This window comes from Microbacterium sp. AC035 (assembly GCF_979258485.1).
The window spans coordinates 188,567-208,084 of record NZ_OZ409858.1; the positions used below are offsets into that span (position 1 = coordinate 188,567).

At 69.0% G+C, this 19,518-nt stretch carries 13 protein-coding genes and 1 riboswitch; of the genes, 4 read left to right on the forward strand and 9 right to left on the reverse strand.

Annotation, left to right across the window (positions count from 1 at the left end; translation table 11 throughout):
• Positions 1-48 precede the first annotated feature (48 nt).
• The 6 genes from ribH to ACZ0AA_RS00865 all read right to left on the reverse strand — a co-directional run bounded on the left by ribH (position 49) and on the right by ACZ0AA_RS00865 (position 5,193).
• On the reverse strand, positions 49-522 hold the full coding sequence (ribH, locus tag ACZ0AA_RS00840) for a 6,7-dimethyl-8-ribityllumazine synthase (RefSeq protein WP_400861543.1): 474 nt from the start codon (positions 520-522) through the stop codon (positions 49-51).
• Entirely contained in the window at positions 519-1,787 is a 1,269-nt protein-coding gene (gene ribA, locus ACZ0AA_RS00845; RefSeq protein WP_463511885.1) for a GTP cyclohydrolase II, read from the reverse strand. Before ribA ends, ribH begins: the two co-directional genes overlap by 4 nt.
• Positions 1,784-2,413, reverse strand: a complete 630-nt coding sequence (locus tag ACZ0AA_RS00850) for a riboflavin synthase (protein WP_463511886.1) — start codon at positions 2,411-2,413, stop codon at positions 1,784-1,786. Before ACZ0AA_RS00850 ends, ribA begins: the two co-directional genes overlap by 4 nt.
• Positions 2,413-3,447, reverse strand: coding sequence for a bifunctional diaminohydroxyphosphoribosylaminopyrimidine deaminase/5-amino-6-(5-phosphoribosylamino)uracil reductase RibD (gene ribD, locus ACZ0AA_RS00855; RefSeq protein WP_463511887.1), 1,035 nt, complete (start codon positions 3,445-3,447; stop codon positions 2,413-2,415). Before ribD ends, ACZ0AA_RS00850 begins: the two co-directional genes overlap by 1 nt.
• A gap of 72 nt (positions 3,448-3,519) precedes the next feature.
• Positions 3,520-3,665, reverse strand: a riboswitch (FMN riboswitch).
• 54 nt (positions 3,666-3,719) lie between these two features.
• Positions 3,720-4,583, reverse strand: coding sequence for an Fpg/Nei family DNA glycosylase (locus ACZ0AA_RS00860; protein WP_463511888.1), 864 nt, complete (start codon positions 4,581-4,583; stop codon positions 3,720-3,722).
• Positions 4,584-4,587: 4 nt separating this feature from the next.
• Entirely contained in the window at positions 4,588-5,193 is a 606-nt protein-coding gene (locus tag ACZ0AA_RS00865; RefSeq protein ID WP_463511889.1) for a GNAT family N-acetyltransferase, read from the reverse strand.
• An 80-nt stretch (positions 5,194-5,273) separates the two neighbouring features.
• Here ACZ0AA_RS00865 and mfd point away from each other — a divergent pair, with 80 nt between their 5' ends.
• Positions 5,274-8,837: a transcription-repair coupling factor gene (gene mfd, locus ACZ0AA_RS00870; RefSeq protein WP_400861528.1), complete on the forward strand. Its 3,564-nt coding sequence runs from the start codon at positions 5,274-5,276 to the stop codon at positions 8,835-8,837.
• A gap of 10 nt (positions 8,838-8,847) precedes the next feature.
• On the opposite strand, the gene ACZ0AA_RS00875 is transcribed toward mfd, so the two are convergent.
• The gene (locus ACZ0AA_RS00875) at positions 8,848-9,729 is read right to left on the reverse strand and encodes an SDR family oxidoreductase (protein ID WP_463511890.1); all 882 of its coding nucleotides are present in this window, start codon (positions 9,727-9,729) and stop codon (positions 8,848-8,850) included.
• A 154-nt stretch (positions 9,730-9,883) separates the two neighbouring features.
• Between ACZ0AA_RS00875 and ACZ0AA_RS00880 the strand changes: the two genes are divergently transcribed.
• The 3 genes from ACZ0AA_RS00880 to ACZ0AA_RS00890 all read left to right on the forward strand — a co-directional run bounded on the left by ACZ0AA_RS00880 (position 9,884) and on the right by ACZ0AA_RS00890 (position 15,227).
• Complete coding sequence (locus ACZ0AA_RS00880; RefSeq protein WP_400861522.1) at positions 9,884-10,510, forward strand: gamma carbonic anhydrase family protein; 627 nt, start codon at positions 9,884-9,886, stop codon at positions 10,508-10,510.
• Positions 10,507-13,635 (forward strand): aminotransferase class III-fold pyridoxal phosphate-dependent enzyme, encoded by a 3,129-nt coding sequence (locus ACZ0AA_RS00885; protein ID WP_463511891.1) that lies wholly within the window; start codon positions 10,507-10,509, stop codon positions 13,633-13,635. Before ACZ0AA_RS00880 ends, ACZ0AA_RS00885 begins: the two co-directional genes overlap by 4 nt.
• A gap of 158 nt (positions 13,636-13,793) precedes the next feature.
• Positions 13,794-15,227, forward strand: coding sequence for an APC family permease (locus tag ACZ0AA_RS00890; protein WP_463511892.1), 1,434 nt, complete (start codon positions 13,794-13,796; stop codon positions 15,225-15,227).
• A gap of 72 nt (positions 15,228-15,299) precedes the next feature.
• Here ACZ0AA_RS00890 and gdhA read toward each other — a convergent pair whose 3' ends face one another.
• Together gdhA and ACZ0AA_RS00900 are read right to left on the reverse strand one after the other, a co-directional pair.
• Positions 15,300-16,670 (reverse strand): NADP-specific glutamate dehydrogenase, encoded by a 1,371-nt coding sequence (gene gdhA, locus ACZ0AA_RS00895; RefSeq protein ID WP_400861515.1) that lies wholly within the window; start codon positions 16,668-16,670, stop codon positions 15,300-15,302.
• A gap of 150 nt (positions 16,671-16,820) precedes the next feature.
• Positions 16,821-19,508 carry a phosphoenolpyruvate carboxylase gene (locus tag ACZ0AA_RS00900; protein WP_400861513.1) on the reverse strand — a complete coding sequence of 896 codons (2,688 nt, stop codon included), beginning with the start codon at positions 19,506-19,508 and terminating at the stop codon, positions 16,821-16,823.
• Positions 19,509-19,518 lie beyond the last annotated feature (10 nt).

Genomic DNA, 19,518 nt, shown 5'->3' on the forward strand with positions numbered 1-19,518 from the left:
CACCGTACGAGTGCGCGACGACGGGCCGCCAGCAAGGGCAGGCTGACCTCAGCCGCGCAGCTCGCGCACGAGGAGGGCGGTGCGCAGTGCGGCATCCGCCGCCTCTGCGCCCTTGTCCTCCTTCGAGCCCTCGAGACCCGCACGGTCGAGGCCCTGCTTCTCGTCGTCGAGCGTGAGGACGCCGAAGCCCACCGGCTTGCCCGCATCGAGCGAGACGCGGGTCAGCCCGTCGGTCGTCGCCGCCGAGACGTACTCGAAGTGCGGGGTTCCGCCGCGGATGATCACGCCGAGGGCGACCACGGCATCCGCTCCGCCCGCGAACGCGGCCTGGGCGGCGAGAGCGAGCTCGAACGAGCCCGGCACGCGCACGAGTCGGTACGCCGCGTCGGCCTCGTCGAGGACGCGCTGCGCACCGGCGATCAGGCCGTCGGTGATGACGTCGTGCCAGGTGCCGGCGACGATGACGACCTTCAGTCCCCGTCCGTCGATCTTCTCCGTCTTGGGTGCTCCTGCGCCGCTCATGCGTCATCCTTCCGTCCGTCGGCGAGAGCCTCTGCGAGCTCCGCCTCTCCGATGATGTGACCCATCCGGTCACGTTTGGTCTCGAGGTACTGGTGGTTGTTGGGCCCGACGCCGACGATCAGCGGCACCTGCTCGACGACGTCGAGCCCGAGACCGCGCAGCTGATTCACCTTGTCGGTGTTGTTGGTCAGCAGGCGCACCTTCGACACTCCGAGGTCGGCGAGAATCCCTGCCGCAGCCGCATAGTCGCGGGCATCTGCCGGCAGCCCCAGTGCGAGGTTGGCGTCGACCGTGTCGAGACCCTCCTCCTGCAGGCTGTAGGCGCGGAGCTTGTTGATCAGACCGATGCCCCGGCCCTCGTGGCCTCGCATGTAGATGACGATGCCGCCGTCCTGCTCGATCGCGTCGAGCGCGGCGTCGAGCTGGGGGCCGCACTCGCACTTGAGAGAGCCGAACGCCTCGCCGGTCAGGCACTCCGAGTGCACCCGCACGAGGGCGGTCTCGCTCGGCTCGCCTGACACGACGGCGATGTGGTCTGTGCCGGTGACCCGGTCCTTGTAGGCGAGGAAGCGGAACGTGCCGTGCGTCGTCGGCACGGTCGCATCGGCGCGCAGACTCACGCGACGACTGGCGCGTTCGGGCGACCAGCCGGTGGGGTCGGTCTCGTTGAGGTGCGCGATGAGCTGCTCGATCGTGATGACCGGCACCCCGTCGCGCGCGCCCAGCTCGATGAGGCCGGGAAGCCGCATCATGCTGCCGTCCTCGGCGACGACCTCGGCGATGGCGCCCACCGGGCGGAGACCGGCGAGCTTCATCAGATCGACGGCGGCCTCGGTGTGGCCGCTGCGCTCGCGCACGCCTCCGTCCACGGCGCGCAGGGGAAGCACGTGTCCAGGGCGGATGATGCTCGTCGCGGTCGACTCGGGGTTCGCCAGGACGTTCAGCGTGTGGGCTCGATCGTGCGCGCTGATGCCCGTCGTCACACCCTCCGCCGCGTCGACGCTCACGGTGTAGGCGGTCGAGCGCGCGTCTTCCGACGCCGCGACCATCGGCTGCAGGTTGAGGTTGTCGGCGAGGTCGGCGGGCATCGGCGCGCAGATGAACCCGGACGACCAGCGGACCGTCCACGCGACCCATTCGGGCGTCGCGAGCTCCGCCGACATGATGACGTCGCCCTCGTTCTCGCGGTTCTCATCGTCTGCGACCAGGACGGGCCGTCCGGCACGCAGGGCCTCGAGGGCCTCGGAGATGGTGGAAAGGCTCATCGCGAGCCTCCTTCCGGTGCTGCCCTGAACGCCAGCAGACGTTCGACGTGGCGGGCGAGGATGTCGGTCTCGAGGTTGACACGGTCGCCGACCGTGCGAGAGCCGAGGGTGGTGGCGGCGAGGGTCTCGGGAATGAGCGAGATCTCGAACCAGTGGGCATCGCCGTCGACGGGGCTGACCGCGCTCACCGTGAGCGAGGTGCCGTCGACCGAGATGGAGCCCTTGTCGACCACGAGCGGCGCGAGGTCGTGCGGCAGCGAGATGCGCAGCACGCTCCACTGCTCCCCGGGGCGCACCTCGAGCACGCTGCCGACGCCGTCGACGTGTCCCTGCACGATGTGGCCGCCGAGCCGTGCGCCGACCGGCATCGCCTTCTCGATGTTCACACGGGTGCCGACGGTCGCTGTGCCGAGCGCTGCGACGTCGAGGGTCTGCTTCATCACGTCGGCGTCGAAGGTGTCGGCTGTCGAGTCGACGACCGTGAGGCAGACGCCCGACACCGCGATGGACTCGCCGTGCACGGCGTCGGAGACCGCTTTGGGGGCGCGAACCGTCAGGCGCCAGCCGTCTCCGGCAGGCGCGATGGCGGTGATCTCGCCGATCTCCTCGATGATTCCGGTGAACATCAGGCGGCTCCTTCTTCTGTGGTGAGCGCGGGATGAGCGATCGCCAGCAGGTCCGCCCCGAGAGGCAGCCATTCCTCGATCGTCAGTCTGCGGGCGGCGTCGATCGATCCGACGCCGATGTCTGTGAGGGCCAGCCGATCGCCGCCGAGCAGCACCGGCGCGAGGTAGGCGAGCACGCGATCTGCGAGTCCGTCGGCGACGAAGGCACTTGCCAGCGTCGGACCGCCTTCGACGAACACGCTCTGGATGCCGCGCGAGTGCAGGTCGGCGAGAACATCGTGCAGGTCATGGGTGTCGTAGAAGAGCGGCGTCTTCGGATGCCGACGGATCGCCGCGCCATCGGGGGTCTGACGCGAGCCGATCACGACGGGGACCGGCTGCCGGTCGTAGAGCCCATCACCGTCGCGGGCCGTCAGCGAGGGGTCGTCGGAGAGCAGAGTGCCGGTTCCGACGACGATCGCATCGGCCGCGGCTCGACGTCGGTGGACGTCGGCCCGGGCTTCCGGTCCGGTGATCCACTGACTGCTTCCATCGGATGCCGCCGCGCGGCCGTCGAGGGACTGGGCCCATTTCACGGTGACGTGCGGTCGCCCGAGGCTCTGAGCGGTGAGCCAGCCGTCGATGAGATCGTGTGCGACATCGGCCTGCTCGCCCGAATCGACGCTCACCCCCGCTGAGCGAAGGCGGTCGGCACCGCCGCCCGACACGGCGCCGGGATCGTCGAGGGCGTAGACGACGCGCGAGACGCCCGCCTCGATGAGCGCGACGGCGCACGGGCCTGTCCGCCCGGTGTGGTTGCAGGGTTCGAGTGTGACGACTGCGGTCGCACCGTCGGCGGCGCCGGGTGCGAGCTTCGAGAGCGCATCGACCTCGGCGTGAGGGGTGCCGGCACCGTGGTGCCAGCCTTCGGCGATGATCTCGCCCTCGGGGGAGAGGATGACGGCGCCGACCTGGGGGTTGAGGCCTCGAGGGCCGAGCGCCGCGAGCTCGAGCGCACGGGACATCGCCCGCCGTTCCGCCTCGTTCACTGCCATCCGTGGTCCTCTCTGAGGCTCCGGGGATTCTCCTCGAGGGGAGACGTCGGCAGAACGCGCGCGCGGCGGCGCACCGTGCTGCCTCCCTTCCGGACTAGCGAGGCTGCGCCTCGCACCACCGTCGGTCCCGGAATTCCACCGGATCGGCATCTCGAAGAACCGAGACGCTCGCGGACTGTCACCGCCGGTTCGGATTCTCACCGACCCCGGAGCACGTTGATGCTCTGAGTGTACTCAACACATCCGAATGCATTTCATTCCGCGTCGAAGTGCTACTTGAGCAGCCGCGACAGGCGGCGATCGGCGAGTGGTTTGCCCCCGGTCTGGCAGGTCGGGCAGTACTCCATCGAGCGGTCGGCGAAGAAGACGCTGCGAACGGTGTCGCCGCACACGGGGCACTCCTCGCCGCGACGGGCGTGCACCTGCATCCCTCGGCGCTTCGCGTCTTTGAGGTCGGCCGGCGGCTTGCCCGAGGCCTCGGCCACGGCATCCGTCAGCGTCGTCTGCATCGCGGCGTACAGACGATCGATCTCGTCGTCGCCCAGCTTGTCGGCGATCGCGTAGGGCGACATGCGCGCCGCGTGCAGGATCTCGTCGGAGTACGCGTTGCCGATCCCGGCGATCACACCCTGGTCGCGCAGCAGCCCCTTGATCTGCGTGCGCCTGCCGCGCAGCAGGTCGGCGAACACGTCGCGGGTGAAGGACGCCTCGAGGGGGTCGGGGCCGAGTCGGGCGATGCCCGGCACCTCTTCCGGATCGCGCACGACGTAGACGGCGAGCGACTTCTTCGTGCCTGCCTCGGTGAGGTCGAATCCGCTCTCGTCGGCGAGTCCGACCCGGATGGCTATGGGCGACTTGCCGGGTTTGATCAGCGTCGTCGGCAGATTCTCGTACCAGCGCAGCCACCCTGCCTTGGCGAGGTGGAACACGAGGTGCAGGTCGTCGCCGCACGAGAGCACGATGAACTTGCCTCGTCGCGACGCCGCAGTGATCTTCGCTCCGTGGAGAGCGGTGTTCGGCGGATCGAAGGTCTTCAGCGCGGCGATCGCCCCCACGCTCGTGCGCACGATCGTCCGCCCCACCGCGCGCTCGGTGAGAAACGCGGTCAGGCCCTGGACCTCCGGCATCTCAGGCATGCGCTCATCCTGCCACCGACGTCGGACACGCGGCTAGGGCGGCTCCCTGGAGGATCGGCCAGTCCACCGGCGCACCGTCATCGGTCGGGAGGAGCCCGCCGAACCATCCGTCGTCGCGACCGCGGTCGCTGGTGAGCGCCTGGCGCCCCAGCCCCTCATAGCGGAAACCCAACGCGCGAGCGGCACGGGCCGACGGGACGTTGCCGGCCACCGCGCGCCAGCCCAGCCGAGCCAGACCGAGCTCCTCGAACCCCCAGTCGACGACGGCGCGAGCCGCCTCGACGAGGTAGCCGTTGCCGCGTGCTGATTCGGTGACCCAGTATCCGATCTCCGCGTGCCCGCCGGTGCGGTGCTCGGTGATGTCATGCAGCCCGATCGACGCGACCAGTTCGCCCTCGCGGTAGGCGCACCAGATCGTCTGGCTCCCGTCGGCCCACCATTCGCGGATCAGGCGCACGTAGCCTTCGCCGTGCTCACGCGTGTAGGGGCTCGGCACCGTGGTCCACCGAGGGATCTCCGGGTCCTGACAGGCCGCGGTGATCGCATCGACGTCCGACTCGTCCGGCACGTGCAGGACGAGGCGCTCGGTGGTGAGGGTGACCGGTTCCATCCCGGCATCCTACGGCTCCCGCAGCGCGTGTCCGTGGCGATCCCGATGCCGGTGTCGGTGGCCGCGGCTAGGCTTGTCCGGTGACTGTGCCGGGGATTCTGCGCGCCTTGGAAGAGGCATCTCTTTTTCGTGACGCCCTGACGTGGGCCCAGACCGATGCCGACCTCGGCCTCGTCGACGGCCTCGACGCTCCGGCCCTCGCCGGTCTGCTCGACAAGCGCCGGGCAGCCGGGCATCCGGCCGCGCTCCTGACTGTCGTGCCGACGGGCAGACGCGCCGAGAGCCTCGCCGCGGCGCTCGCCGCGTACATCCCCGATGCCGAGGTCGTGACATTCCCCGCGTGGGAGACGCTCCCGCACGAGCGCCTCAGCCCGAGCCCTGACACCGTGGGCCAGAGACTGCAGACCCTGCGTCGCATCGCGGAGTGGTCGGGCGATCATCCCCTCGTCGTGGTCGCCTCGGTGCGAGCCGCACTCCAGCCGATCGCGGGCAACCTCGGCGAGATCGCGCCGCTCGAGCTGCGTACCGCCAGCAGAGGGCACGAGCTCGACCACGTCGTCGAGCAGCTGGTCGAGCGCGCCTACTCGCGTGTCGACATGGTGTCGCGCCGTGGCGAGTTCGCCGTGCGCGGCGGCATCCTCGACGTCTTCCCTGCGATCTCGGAGCATCCGTTCCGCGTCGAGTTCTTCGGCGACGAGATCGACCAGATCCGCGCGTTCTCGGTCGCCGATCAGCGCTCCCTCCCCGGCGATGTCGACGGCGTCGATCTGCCTCCGAGCCGCGAGCTGCTGCTGACTCCCGACGTACGCGATCGCGCGCGAGCGCTGATCGGCGGGTTCCCGGCGATCGCGGGCATGCTCGAGAAGATGGCGGAGGGCATCCCGGTCGAAGGCATGGAGTCCCTTCTTCCGGCGGTCTCCGGGCCGCTCAAGTCACTCGCCGAGTATCTGCCCGAGGGCAGCGCGACCGCCGTCGTCGACCCCGAGAGGTCGAGTGCTCGGGCGATCACGCTGGGCGAGACCAACCGCGAGTTCCTCGACGCGGCCTGGAGCGCGGCGACCTCGGGTGCGTCGGCGCCCATCGATCTCGGCGCCGGCGACTTCCTCACGATCGCCCGGCTGCGCGAGGTCGTCCGTGACCGCGGCGGCGTCTGGTGGCGCCTGAGCCCGTTCTCGATGGGCGGCGAGGACGCCGAGACCATCGACGCTTCGGTCATCCCCTCGTTCCACGGCAACGTCGACGGCGCGATCTCGTTCGTCGAGGCGAAGGTCGCCGACGGCTGGCGGATCGTCGTGATCGCCGCCGGAGCGGGCCTCGTCGACCGCGCCCGCGATGTGCTCTCCGACCGGGGGATCGCCGCCCGCATAGTGTCCGAGCTCATCGACGCACCCGACACGGGCGTCGCGACGCTCGTCACCGGCTCGGTCGAGGCCGGATTCCAGATCCCCGAGGCCAAGCTCGCCGTTCTCACCGACAACGAGTTCTACGGCCGCACGATCGGCGGTGACCAGCGCGTCGTCAAGAAGCTCGCCTCCCGTCGGAAGAACGTCGTCGATCCGCTGCAGCTCAAGCAGGGCGACTTCGTCGTGCACAACACCCACGGCATCGGCCGCTTCGTCGAGATGACCCAGCGCGAGGTCTCGACCGGCGGGCGCAACGCGACGAAATCGGTGCGTGACTACCTGGTGCTCGAATACGCGCCGTCGAAGCGCGGATACCCGGGCGACAAGCTCTATGTGCCCACAGATCAGCTCGACCTGCTCTCGAAGTACGTCGGCGGTGAGGGGCCGACCCTCTCGAAGATGGGCGGCAGCGACTGGTCGCAGGCGAAGGGCAAGGCTCGCAAAGCCGTGCGCGACATCGCCGTCGAGCTCGTCAAGCTGTACTCGGCGCGCATGAGCGCGAAGGGTCACGCCTTCGGGCCCGACACCCCCTGGCAGCGCGAGCTCGAGGAGGCGTTCCCGTTCGCCGAGACCCTCGATCAGCTGCAGACCATCGACGAGATCAAGGCCGACATGGAGCGACCGATCCCGATGGACAGGCTGCTCTCGGGCGACGTCGGCTTCGGCAAGACCGAGGTCGCGGTCCGCGCGGCGTTCAAGGCGATCCAGGACGGCAAGCAGGTCGCGATGCTCGTGCCGACCACGCTCCTCGTGAAGCAGCATCTCGAGACGTTCACCGAGCGATTCGCCGGATTCCCCGTCAAGGTGCGCCCGCTGTCGCGGTTCCAGTCCGACAAGGAGGCGCGTCTCACTCTCGACGGTCTGCTCGACGGCACCGTCGACATGGTGATCGGCACGCACCGCATCCTCACCGACCAGGTCATGTTCAAGGATCTCGGCCTGATGATCATCGACGAGGAGCAGCGCTTCGGCGTCGAGCACAAGGACACGCTCAAGAAGATGAAGACCAACGTCGACATCCTCGCGATGAGCGCGACCCCGATCCCGCGCACGCTCGAGATGGCTGTCACGGGCATTCGCGAGATGTCGACTCTCGCGACGCCGCCGGAGGACCGGCATCCGATCCTCTCGTTCGTGGGTCCCCGCAGTGACAAGCAGATGGCGGCGGCGATCCGACGAGAGATCCTGCGCGAGGGCCAGGTGTTCTTCGTGCACAACCGCGTGCAGTCAATCCAGCGCGTCGCCGCCCAGCTCGCCGAGCTCGTGCCCGAAGCGCGCATCGCCGTGGCGCACGGTCAGATGGGCGAGCACGCGCTCGAGCAGGTCGTCGACGACTTCTGGGAGCGCAAGTTCGATGTGCTCGTCTCGACCACGATCATCGAGACGGGCCTCGACATCGCGAATGCCAACACGATCATCATCGACCGGGCCGACAAGTACGGTCTGAGTCAGCTGCATCAGCTGCGCGGCCGCGTCGGCCGTGGTCGTGAGCGCGCCTATGCGTACTTCCTCTACGACGAGATGAAGCCGCTCAGCGAGACGGCCGCAGACCGCCTGCAGACGATCGCAGTGAACAACGACCTCGGATCCGGAATGCAGGTCGCGCTCAAGGACCTCGAACTGCGAGGCGCCGGCAACCTGCTCGGCGGCGAGCAGGCCGGCCACATCGCGGGCGTCGGATTCGACCTCTACCTTCGGATGATCGGCGAGGCGGTCGCGACGTTCCGAGGCGAAGACGTCGAGTCGGGTCAGGAGCTGCGCCTCGAGCTGCCGCTGGACGCGCGCATCCCCGAGTACTACATCGACAGCGAGCGACTTCGTCTCGAGGCGTACCAGAAGCTCTCGGCCGCCTCGACGGCCACCGCGAAGGACGACGCGATCGATCTCGTGATCGACGAGCTCACCGACCGCTACGGCACCCCGCCCGACGAGGTCACGGGACTCATCGCCGTCGCTCGTCTGCGTCGTCGGGCCGCCAAGGCCGGACTCGCCGACGTCGTGGTGATGGGGTCGAATCTGCGCATCGCGCCGGCGCGGCTCGAGGACTCGATCAAGGTGCGCCTGCAGCGGCTCTATCCGAAGGCGAAGCTGGTCTCCGGGGGAGAGGCGCTCGTGGTGCCGATGCCGACGATCCCGGCCGCGGTGGGTGTCGGCCTCGAGCCGCTTCCCGATGCCCAGCTGCTCGAATGGGTCGAGCAGCTGTTCACAGCCATCTTCCCGGAGCCCGCGAAGGTCGAGTGACGGGAACCGACTACAGCGAGAAGCCGCCGTCGGTGGTCAGCACCTGACCGACCACCCACGAGCCCGCATCCGTGCACAGCCACCCGATCAGGCGGGCCGGGTCGTCCGGTCGGCCGACACGTCCGAACGGGGTGCCGGCGATCCACTCGTCGACGCCGGACAGATCGCGATCCGTCGTGTCGGCGTCGAGGTAGCCCGTGTTCACCGGGCCGGGATTGACGGTGTTCAGCACGATCCCGACGTCGAGCAGCTCGGCGGCTGTCGAGCGTGTGATCCCCGCCAACGCGGCCTTGCTCGTCGCGTACGAGATCTCGCCGCGCATGGCTCCGTGCCCCTGACCGGAGGTCATCCAGACGACGTGGGCGGTCGGCTTCTCGAAGGGGCCGAGCGTCGGAATGCTGTCGCCGGGGCGCGCGACCGGTGACTCGGGTCCGCCGAGCCCATGGCGGACCCGACGCGCGAGCCCGGCGGTGAGCAGCAGCGAGGCGCGGGCGTTGGCCTGCCAATGCGCATCCAGTCGGTCGGCGGTCATGTCGAAGATCGTGCCGTCGCCGCCGCTCATCGCCTGGTTGCATACGACGATGTCGAGACGGCCGGAGAGGGACGATGCCGCGTCGAGCAGCGATTCGATGCTGTCGGGGTCGCGAAGATCAGCCTGCGCGTCGCCCATCACAGCCCCGGACGCGAGAGAGTCGCGGATGCCCGCGCGCACCGCGTCGAGATCGTCCCCGCCCCAGGGGTGGTCGAGATCATGGGGGCGGAAGTGGTGGAAGAACACGTTCGCACCGAGGGAGGCCAGCGTCGTCGCGGTGGCGAATCCGATGCCGCGTCTGCGCGAGACGCCGGTCACCAGCGCGGTGCGTCCGAAAAGGGGAAGGTCGGGGGAGTGCATGGCAGTGAGCCTTTCGATCGAAGAAGCCGCGGGCACGCCGAATGGCGGTCCGAGGCGGGGGAGGGATCGAGTCAGCTGCACTTCATGGGCGTCAGCGTAGCAGGAGGCCCGGTCAGCCTTCTCGACCCGTGCGCGGCGGCGCTACGCTGGCGTCATGTTGTACGAGCACCTCGGGGCTCGGCCCCGGATCCATGACACCGCCGTCGTCGCTCCCACCGCCGTGATCTCCGGAGACGTGACGATCGGTCCAGACTGCCAAGTGCTGCACGGCGCTGTGATCACCGCCGAGGGAGGTCCGATCAGCATCGGCGAGCATGTCATCGTGATGGAGAACGCGCTCATCAGGGCCACGGCTGCGAATGCCGTGCACATCGGTTCGCACACGCTCGTGGGAACCCTCGCGAGCATCGCCGGGGCGACCGTCGGCGAAGAGGTCTTCCTCGCGTCCGGCGCACGGATCTTCAACGGAGCACTGGTGGGCGACAGATGCGAGGTCCGCGTGAACGCCATCGTGCACCGCCGGGCGGTGCTGCCGTCGGGCACGGTCGTGCCGATCGGCTGGGTCGCGGTGGGTGATCCGGTGCAGTTGCTCTCGCCCGACCGGGAGGCCGAGATCGCAGCGGCTCAGCCCGAACTGGACTTCCCCGGTCACGTGTTCGGAGTGGACCGCGACACCCCCGATCTGATGGTGCAGCTGACCGAGCGCTACGGCAGCTCGCTGGCCCGGCACGCCGACGATGTGCGTCTCGACGCCGACGGCCGCGCGGCGGGTCGAGGGTGAGCGACGGCACAGGGCTCGTCCGACCGGACATCAGCACGGACGACGCCGTGCTGATCGCCCGCGAATGCTACGGAGTCGAGGCGGTGGCCAGCGAGCTCGGCAGCAATCAGGACCGCAACTTCGTGCTGCTCGAACCCGACGGGTCCCGCAGCATCCTGCGCGTCGACAACCCGGTCTTCGGTGATGACGCACGATCCGCGCAGCACGCAGCTCTCGACGCGTATCGGTCGGCGGGCGTGCCTGTTCCCTCGGTGATTCCAGGACGCGACGGGCAGCTCACACAGCGCTGGCGGGGCTTCGCGGTGCGGCGCAGCGAGTTCGCCGAGGGCGAGCCGCTGGTCGATGCGGGGTATCTCGCCCCGATCGTCCTCGCCGAGTTCGGCGCCTTGGCATCGGCATCCGTGAACGCGCTCGCCGGTCTCGCGCACCCGGGGCTCGACCGCGACCAGATGTGGGACATGCGCGTCGCGTACGAGCAGATCATCGGCCTCGCCCCGGCCATCACGGATGCCGAGCTGCGCTCGCGCGTTCGCACGGCGGCGGACGAGGCGCACACGGCTCTGTCGTCCGTCGCCGCTGCGCTGCCGGTGCAGCCGATCCACGGCGACCTCACCGACGACAACGTCACCGGGGTGCGCGGCGCCGATTCCCGACTGCACCCTCACACGGTGCTCGACCTGGGAGACCTGGGGCTCGGATGGCGGGTCGCCGAACTCGCGGTATGCGTCTCGTCGATGCTGCACCACGAGCCCGAGCGCCCGCTTCGGGCACTCGACACCGTCGCGGCGTTCCACGCCGATGCCCCGCTCACTCGCGACGAGGCGGTCGCGGTGTGGTCCCTCGTCGTGCTGAGAGCAGCTCTTCTCGTCGCCAGCGGCTGGCGACAGCTCGCGATCGACGGGGACAACGACTACGCCCGCCAGAGGATCGCCGGCGAGCAGGCGATCTTCGACGCCGCGACCGCCGTACGGCTTCCCGAGGCGACCGAGCTGGTGCTCGCTCGGCTCGGGTTCGAGGCGCCCGAGTTCGAATCGCCGGAGGGGGCTGCGCCGCCTCGCGCGGCGCCTGAACCCGGAGTCGAGGAGCTTGAGACCGGGCGACCCGAGACTCCGGAGGCTGAAGAGCCCGAATCAGGGGAGCCGGAGACGACCGCGCCCGACGCGACTGCGCCGGAGACGACTGTGCCCGATGCGCCGCTGGTCGACGCGGCCGACCGCACGCGCCCCGAGCTGTCGACTCTTCTTCCGGATCTCGATGGTCGCGTGGCCGTGATCGACCCCGGCATCGAGGCCGAGGGGCTGGACGCCGGAAGATGGTTGCGTTCCGACGCCGAAGCGCTCCTCATCGCGGAAGCGCATGCGCAGGGTGCTCGTGCCGCCGTCGTGCCCTACGGTGTGTTCCGGCTCACTCGCACGACGATCGACACCGCGAGTGCCGCCGCCACGTGGCCGATCGAGACCGAGGTGCACGTCGCCCCCGGGCCGTCCTCTCGCATGATCGCGCCGGCAGAGGGCGAGCTGAAGATCACCGAGGGTGCGGTGCGCGTCGCGCTCGACACGGGGTGGGCACTCGAGATCCGAGGCGCCGACCTCGAGCCGAACCGCAGCGGACGAGTCGAGCGGGGCGAGAGCATCGGCAGGCTCGCCGCATCCTTCGAGAACAGGACGATCATCGTCGGGCTCAGGCGGGCGGATGCTCCGACGCTCCCGGCGCTGCGCTCCGATGCGCCTGCTGCCGCGCACCTCGTCGCCCCCGATCGTGTCGAGGCATGGCGCCGCTTCACGGCAGATCCGGCGGGGCTGCTCGGGCTCCCCTCCTACGCGCAGCGGGACGAGGCCGGGCAGGAGCTCACGCGAAGGGAGCGCATCTTCGCGGCCGCACAGGAGCGCTACTACGAGCACCCGCCGCAGATCGAGCGAGGCTGGCGGCACCACCTCGTCGACACGACCGGTCGCAGCTACATCGACATGGTGAACAACGTCGCGGGGCTCGGACACGGCCACCCCGAGGTCGCGGCGGCGGCGAATCGGCAGCTGAAGACGCTCGCCACCAATTCGAGGTTCCTGTTCCGCGGCCTCGCGGAGTACAGCGAGAGGCTGATCGCGCTGATGCCCGAGGGGAGCGGCCTCGACACCGTGCTGCTCGTGAACAGCGGCTCGGAGGCGGTCGACCTCGGCATCCGTCTCGCCCAGGCGGCCACCGGGCGACGCACGGTGGTGGCGCTTCGAGAGGCGTATCACGGCTGGACGATGGCGAGCGATGCCGTGACGACCAGCGCCTACGACAATCCGCATGCTCTCGCGACGAGACCGGATTGGGTGCATGTCGCCGACGTGCCCAATCCCTTCCGCGGCACATATCGCGGCCGGAACACGGCCGACCGGTACCTCGCCGATCTCGCGGCGGACCTCGACCGTCTCGCCGCAGACGGCAGAGAGCCGGCGGCGTTCCTGTGCGAGTCCGTGCTCGGAAACGCCGGGGGAGTGCTCCTGCCCGACGGCTATCTGGCGGGAGCCTACGAACTCGTGCGAGCGCGTGGCGGTCTCGCCATCGCCGACGAGGTGCAGGTGGGCTTCGGCCGCATGGGGTCTACCTTCTGGGGATTCGAGCAGTCCGGCGTGGTTCCCGACATCGTCACGATCGCGAAGCCGATGGGCAACGGCTTCCCCATCGGGGGCGTGATCACCTCGAAGCGGATCGCCGACGCGCTCAGCAGCCAGGGCCAGTTCTTCTCCTCAGCCGGTGGCAGCACTCTCAGCAGCAGCGTCGGTCTCGCCGTCCTCGATGCGATGGTCGAGGACGACCTGCAGCGAAACGCGCTCGAGGTCGGTCGGCATCTGGCAGGCGCGCTTCGAGCGCTGGCGCAGCGGCATCCGATCGTCGGTCCTGTGCATGGTCAGGGCCTCTATCTCGGCGTCGAGCTCGTGCGCGATCGCGAGACGATGGAGCCGGCGGATGCCGAGGCGGCGGCGATCTGCGAGCGGATGCGGGAGCTCGGCGTGATCGTGCTCACCACCTCGGAACGCTCGAACGTGCTGAAGATCAAGCCGCCGCTCTGCCTGACGCCGGAGAGCGCCGACCACGTCGTCGCGATGCTCGACCGTGTGCTCACGGACGGATGGTGACCGGAGGAGAGTCTTCGAATCGAGTCGGTTCTCGGCATGTTAAATGCGTATTTCGAATCAGATCTGCTCTTCCGCTGATGAATATCCCGGGTACATACTGAGCGTCAGTGTCGGACCGCCCGAAGTCCGGCCCATGCGCTGTTCCCGAAGGAGTACTCATGGCCACGCCCATCAAGACGAAACCGCTCGCGCAGGGCGGCGGAACACTGCGCCGCAACCTCGGTCTCTGGGCGATCGTCGGTCTAGGTCTCGGCTACATGACGCCGACCGTCGTGTTCGACACGTTCGGGATGGTGGCTCGTGACACCGACAACGTCGTCCCCGCCGCCTACCTCGTCGCCCTCGTCGTGATGGTCTTCACCGCGATCAGCTACGGCAAGATCTCCCGAGCCATCCCGAGCGCCGGCTCCGCCTACACGTACGTGCGCGAATCGATCCATCCGAACCTCGGCTTCATGGTCGGCTGGACCTCGCTCATCGACTATGTGCTTCTTCCGATGGTCAACTGCCTCATCATCCGCAGCTACCTCGAGGCGCTGTTCCCCGACATCCCCGGCTGGATCTGGGTCGTGCTCTACTGCATCCTCGTCACGAGCATCATCTACATGACGATGCGCGGCACCTCGAACATGAACATGATCCTGCTGGTGTTCTCGATCGTGGTCATGGTCGTCTTCGTGGTCATGGTCGTCGCGCAGCTGATGCGCGGTGAGGGCGCGGCGACGATCGCTTCCGCAGCCCCGTTCATCCACGACGGTGCGACCATCGGCGCCGTGCTCATGGGCGCGACGATCGTCTGCTTCTCGTTCATCGGCTTCGACGCGGTGACCATGTACGCCGAGGAGGCGAAGGACCCGAAGACGATGCCGAAGGCGATCCTCCTCACCGTGCTGCTCGGCGGGGCGATCTTCCTCGTGGCCGCGTATGTGACACAGCTGCGATTCCCCGATTGGAACGAGTTCGCCCCCGGCGGCGACATGCAGTACGTCGAGGACTCCACGCTGCCGATCATCGGAAACCTCGTGGGCGGCAACGTGCTCATGGCCGTGCTGACGGCGGCGGGCTTCTGCGCGACCCTGGCATCGGGGCTCGCCTCGCATGCGTCGGTGTCACGCATGCTGCTCGTGATGGGCCGCAACAACGTGCTGCCGCAGAAGGCGTTCGGCTATATCAACCCCCGCACCCACACGCCGACGTTCAACATCGTGCTGGTGGGCGCGATCTCGCTGCTGGCGATCCCGTTCACACTCGAACTGATCGCCGCATGGATCAACTACGGCGCGCTCATCGCGTTCACCTTCGTCAACATCTCCGTGATCGCATGGTTCGCGATCCGCAAGGGCCGTCGCCACACACCGCGCGACATCTTCTCGTACATCGTGATGCCCGGGATCGGCATGCTGCTCACCGGGCTGCTGTGGGTCAACCTGCACGCGGACGCGCTCACCGGGGGTCTGATCTGGACCGCTCTCGGCCTGATCTACCTGGCCGTGATCACGAGGGGCTTCCGCAAGAAGGTCGTCGCGTTCGACGAGAACCAGCCGGTGACCGGATTCAACAAGGTCGTGAAGGTGCCGGTCGACGAGAGCTGACGACCCGGGATGCAGAAGAGCCGCCACCCGTGAGGGAGGCGGCTCTTCGCACGTGCGCGGGGCGCGAGTGGGTCAGATGACGCCCTGCGCGAGCATCGCGCCGGCGACGCGCTCGAAGCCGGCGATGTTCGCTCCGGCGACGTAGTCGCCTGCGACGTCGTAGCGCTCCGCGGCATCGAATGCGGCGCTGTGGATGTCCGCCATGATCTCGCGCAGCTTGTTCTCGCTCGCATCGAAGCTCCACCGCTGGCGCGAGGCGTTCTGGCTCATCTCCAGCGCAGAGGTCGCGACGCCACCGGCGTTCGCGGCCTTGCCGGGCGCGAACAGCACACCGGCGCCCTGGAACGCTTCGACGGCTGCGGGGACGCAGGGCATGTTCGCGCCCTCCGACACGGCGCGCACGCCGTTTGCGATGAGGGCCTCGGCGGCGTCGAGATCGAGCTCGTTCTGCGTCGCGGAGGGCACTGCGATGTCGACGGGAACCTCCCAGACGCTGCCGCCCTCGACGAACCTGGCACCCGGACGACGGTTCGCGTACTCGACGATGCGGGCGCGCTCGACCTCCTTGATCTGGCGGAGCAGGTCGACGTCGATCCCGGCGTCGTCGACGACGTAGCCTGACGAATCGGATGCCGTGACAGCGGTCGCGCCGAGCTGCGATGCCTTCTGGATCGCATAGATCGCGACGTTGCCCGAGCCCGAGACCCCGACGCGCTTGCCGTCAAGGGAGTCGTTGTGCACGCCGAGCATCTCCTGCGCGAAGAACACCGCCCCGTACCCGGTGGCCTCGGTGCGCACCTCGGCGCCACCCCAGCCGGTGCCCTTGCCGGTGAACATGCCCGACTCGTGACGGTTGGTGATCTTGCGGTACTGACCGAAGAGGTAGCCGATCTCGCGGCCGCCGACCCCGATGTCGCCCGCGGGGACGTCGGTGTGCTCGCCCAGGTGTCGGTAGAGCTCGCTCATGAACGACTGGCAGAAGCGCATGATCTCGGCATCCGAACGGCCGTGCGGGTCGAAGTCGGAGCCGCCCTTGCCGCCGCCGATACCCTGCCCCGTGAGCGCGTTCTTGAAGATCTGCTCGAACCCGAGGAACTTGATGATCGACAGGTTGACCGAGGGGTGGAAGCGCAGGCCGCCCTTGTACGGGCCGAGGACAGAGGAGAACTGGATGCGGTAGCCGCGATTGACCTGCAGACGACCGGCATCGTCGACCCACGGCACCCGGAACAGGATCTGACGCTCGGGCTCGACCAGGCGGTCGAGGATGCCTCCGTCGACGAACTGCGGGTTGCGCGCGAGCACCGGCGCGATCGAGTTCAGCACCTCGTGCACGGCCTGCTGGAACTCCGGTTCGTGCGGGCTGCGGACGAGCACCGTGTCGAAGACGGGCTGCACGGACTCGGCGAGCGGGTGGAAGTCTGCGGAAGACGAAGAGGTCACGCGAAAGAGCTTTCTGATCGGGGGATGGTGCTGCGTGCGATCGTGTCGCGTGAGGGTTCGCCGGATCGGGCGGAGTTTTCACTCTAGCGGGCACGCCGATATGAGGATCTTCACCCAGGCATGCACTCGCTCAGGCGCGATGGGCGTCGATCACCCGGTGTTCTGCAGGCCGGCCGCGACGCCGCTCACCGAGAGCAGCAGCAGGCGCTTCTGCTCGTCGTCGGCACCTGATCCGGTCGCCTCCGCGGGGTCGCGCAACGCGCGCAGAGCACGCAGCTGCAGCAGCGACAGGGCGTCGACGTATGGCGTGCGCAGCTGCACCGCGCGCTGCAGGATCGGCTTGTTCTCGAGCAGTCCGACACCGCCCGTGAGGCGGATGACCCATTCACGGGTGAGCGAGAGCTCGTCCAGCACGAGCTGCGCGAGATCGTCGCGGTCACCGAGTGCGAGGTACTGGCGGGCGATGCGCTCATCGGTCTTCGCGAGGCTCATCGCCACGTTGTCGATCATGGTGCGCAGCAGCGGCCAGTCGCGGTAGGCCTCGATGAGTCGCGCCTCGTCGCCGACCGCCGCGAGAGCCGTTCCGAGGCCGAACCAGCCGGCCAGGTTGATGCGCGCCTGGGTCCAGGCGAACACCCACGGGATGGCGCGCAGGTCTTCGAGCGACTCCACCGACAGTCCGCGCCTGGCAGGACGCGAACCCAGGGCGAGCAGGCCGATCTCCTCGAGAGGCGTCACCGTGGCGAACCAGGGGGCGAATCCCTCGGCCTTCACGAGCGAGAAGAACCGCTCGCGGGAGGACGCGTCCATGACGGCGGCGATGTCGGCGAACCGCGCCGCCGCGTCGCTCGTGTGCTTCTCGACCGACGGCGAGGATGCGAGCAGGGTCGCCGCGGCGACCTGGTCGATGTGGCGCATCGCGATGGCCGGCTCGCCATAACGGGCGAAGATGACCTCACCCTGCTCGGTGAGCTTGAAGCGACCGTCGACCGAGTGCGGCGGCTGCGCGAGGATCGCCGAGTTGGCCGGTCCGCCGCCGCGCCCGAGGGCGCCACCACGGCCGTGGAACAGGGTCAGCTCGATGTCGGACTCCAGCGCCCACTGCGCGATCTTCTCCTGAGCCTCGTACAGCGCGAGGTTGGCCGCGACCGGGCCGACGTCCTTCGACGAATCCGAGTATCCGAGCATGACCTCGAGCCGGTTGCCCGTGGCCGCGAGGCGCGCCTGGAACTCGGGGAACGTCACGGCCTCCGCGAGGATGCCCGGGGCGGCCTGCAGGTCGGCGAACGTCTCGAACAGGGGCACGACGTCGAGCACGGGCGCGTCGTCGCCGAGCGCGTGCGCGGCGAGCCGATGCACGTTCGCGAGGTCGGAGGCCGCCTGCGTGAACGACACGACGTAGCGGCCGGCGGCGCGGAGGCCCCGGTCCCGCTGGATCTCGGCGATCGCGCGGAAGACCTCGAGCACCTCTTCGGTCTGGGCGCTGATCGCCTCGCCGCTCTCGAGCTCCGCGAGGGCCTTCGCATGCACCTGCGAGTGCTGACGGACCTCGAGCTCGGTGAGGTGGAAGCCATACGTCTCCACCTGCCAGATCAGGTGCTGCACACCGCCGAAGGCGTGGCGCTTCGCACCGGCATCCGACAGCGAGGACTGCACCACGCGGAGGTCTTCGAGCAGCTCCTCCGGCCGGGCATACCCCTGCTCGTCGCCATGCCTCGTGGCTGCGACGCGATGTGCCAGAGCGAGCAGCACCCGTCGGTGGGGCTCGCCGGGCGAGCGGGCGGCCAGCTCGTGTGCGACCCGCGGCTCGGCGGCGGCGAACGAGTCCCAGAGCGCCGAGACGGCGTCACTCGGGGGCGTGTCCTCGGCGCTGAGCGTGAGAGTGCGGCCGATGCGCTCGAGCGCGCGCTCGAGACCGCGCAGCACGTGGTCCGAGGCGATCTGCGACGCCTCCCGTGTCACGGATGCCGTCACGAACGGGTTGCCGTCGCGATCGCCGCCGACCCAGGAGCCGATGCGCACGAAGGCGGGGACGACCGGTGCGCTGGAGCCGGAGTCATCGCCACGCAAGGCGTCGTCGATGCGCCGGTACACGTGCGGCACAGTGGTGAACAGCGTCTCGTCGAAGACGCCCATGACCGTGCGCACCTCGTCGGTCGGTGACGGCTTCTCGGCACGCAGGGGAGCGGTGCGCCACAGGGTGTCGATCTCCTCCAGCATCCGGCGGCGTGCACGGTGCTCCTCGGCCCCGCCCTCGCTCGCGGCGTCGTGCTGGGTGAGCAGCTCGGACAGACGGCGGATGCTCGACGACACGGCGCGGCGGCGCGCCTCTGTCGGGTGAGCGGTGAACACCGGGTGGAAGCGCAGGCCCTCGAGGCGACGACGAGCCTCGTCGTCGCCGACCTCGGTCTTCAGGCGCGCGTACGCCGTGGCGACCGTGTCTGCGGCATCCTCGCGGCCGGGCTGGCCGGCGCGCTCGCGCAGCACCCGCACGCGCTGGTGCTCCTCGGCGAGATTCACGAGGTGGAAGTAGCAGGTGAACGCCCTGGCCACCTCGTCGGCGCGCGCGATGCTGAACGACTCGGCGATCGCCGCGGCGCGGTCGAACGCGTCGGAGGTCTCCTCGTCGTAGGCCTGGATCGTCGCCAGTCGCAGGCGCTCGACATCCTCGAAGAGGTCGTCTCCGCCTGCTTCGCGCAGAACCTGGCCGAGAAGGGCGCCGAGCATTCTCACGTCGGTGCGCATGGCATCCGGAATGCCACGGCCCGCTTCGAAACGGCCGATGATGCGGATGGCCGAGGTGTCAGTGGGCTCGGGGAAGGCGTGTTCGGGGGTCACCGTTCGAGAG

Coding starts and splice junctions, on each gene's coding strand:
- ribH (WP_400861543.1), bottom strand. CDS start 522: ATGAGCGGCGCAGGAGCACCCAAGACGGAGAAGATCGACGGACGGGGA.
- ribA (WP_463511885.1), bottom strand. CDS start 1,787: ATGAGCCTTTCCACCATCTCCGAGGCCCTCGAGGCCCTGCGTGCCGGA.
- ACZ0AA_RS00850 (WP_463511886.1), bottom strand. CDS start 2,413: ATGTTCACCGGAATCATCGAGGAGATCGGCGAGATCACCGCCATCGCG.
- ribD (WP_463511887.1), bottom strand. CDS start 3,447: ATGGCAGTGAACGAGGCGGAACGGCGGGCGATGTCCCGTGCGCTCGAG.
- ACZ0AA_RS00860 (WP_463511888.1), bottom strand. CDS start 4,583: ATGCCTGAGATGCCGGAGGTCCAGGGCCTGACCGCGTTTCTCACCGAG.
- ACZ0AA_RS00865 (WP_463511889.1), bottom strand. CDS start 5,193: ATGGAACCGGTCACCCTCACCACCGAGCGCCTCGTCCTGCACGTGCCG.
- ACZ0AA_RS00875 (WP_463511890.1), bottom strand. CDS start 9,729: ATGCACTCCCCCGACCTTCCCCTTTTCGGACGCACCGCGCTGGTGACC.
- ACZ0AA_RS00880 (WP_400861522.1), top strand. CDS start 9,884: ATGTTGTACGAGCACCTCGGGGCTCGGCCCCGGATCCATGACACCGCC.
- ACZ0AA_RS00890 (WP_463511892.1), top strand. CDS start 13,794: ATGGCCACGCCCATCAAGACGAAACCGCTCGCGCAGGGCGGCGGAACA.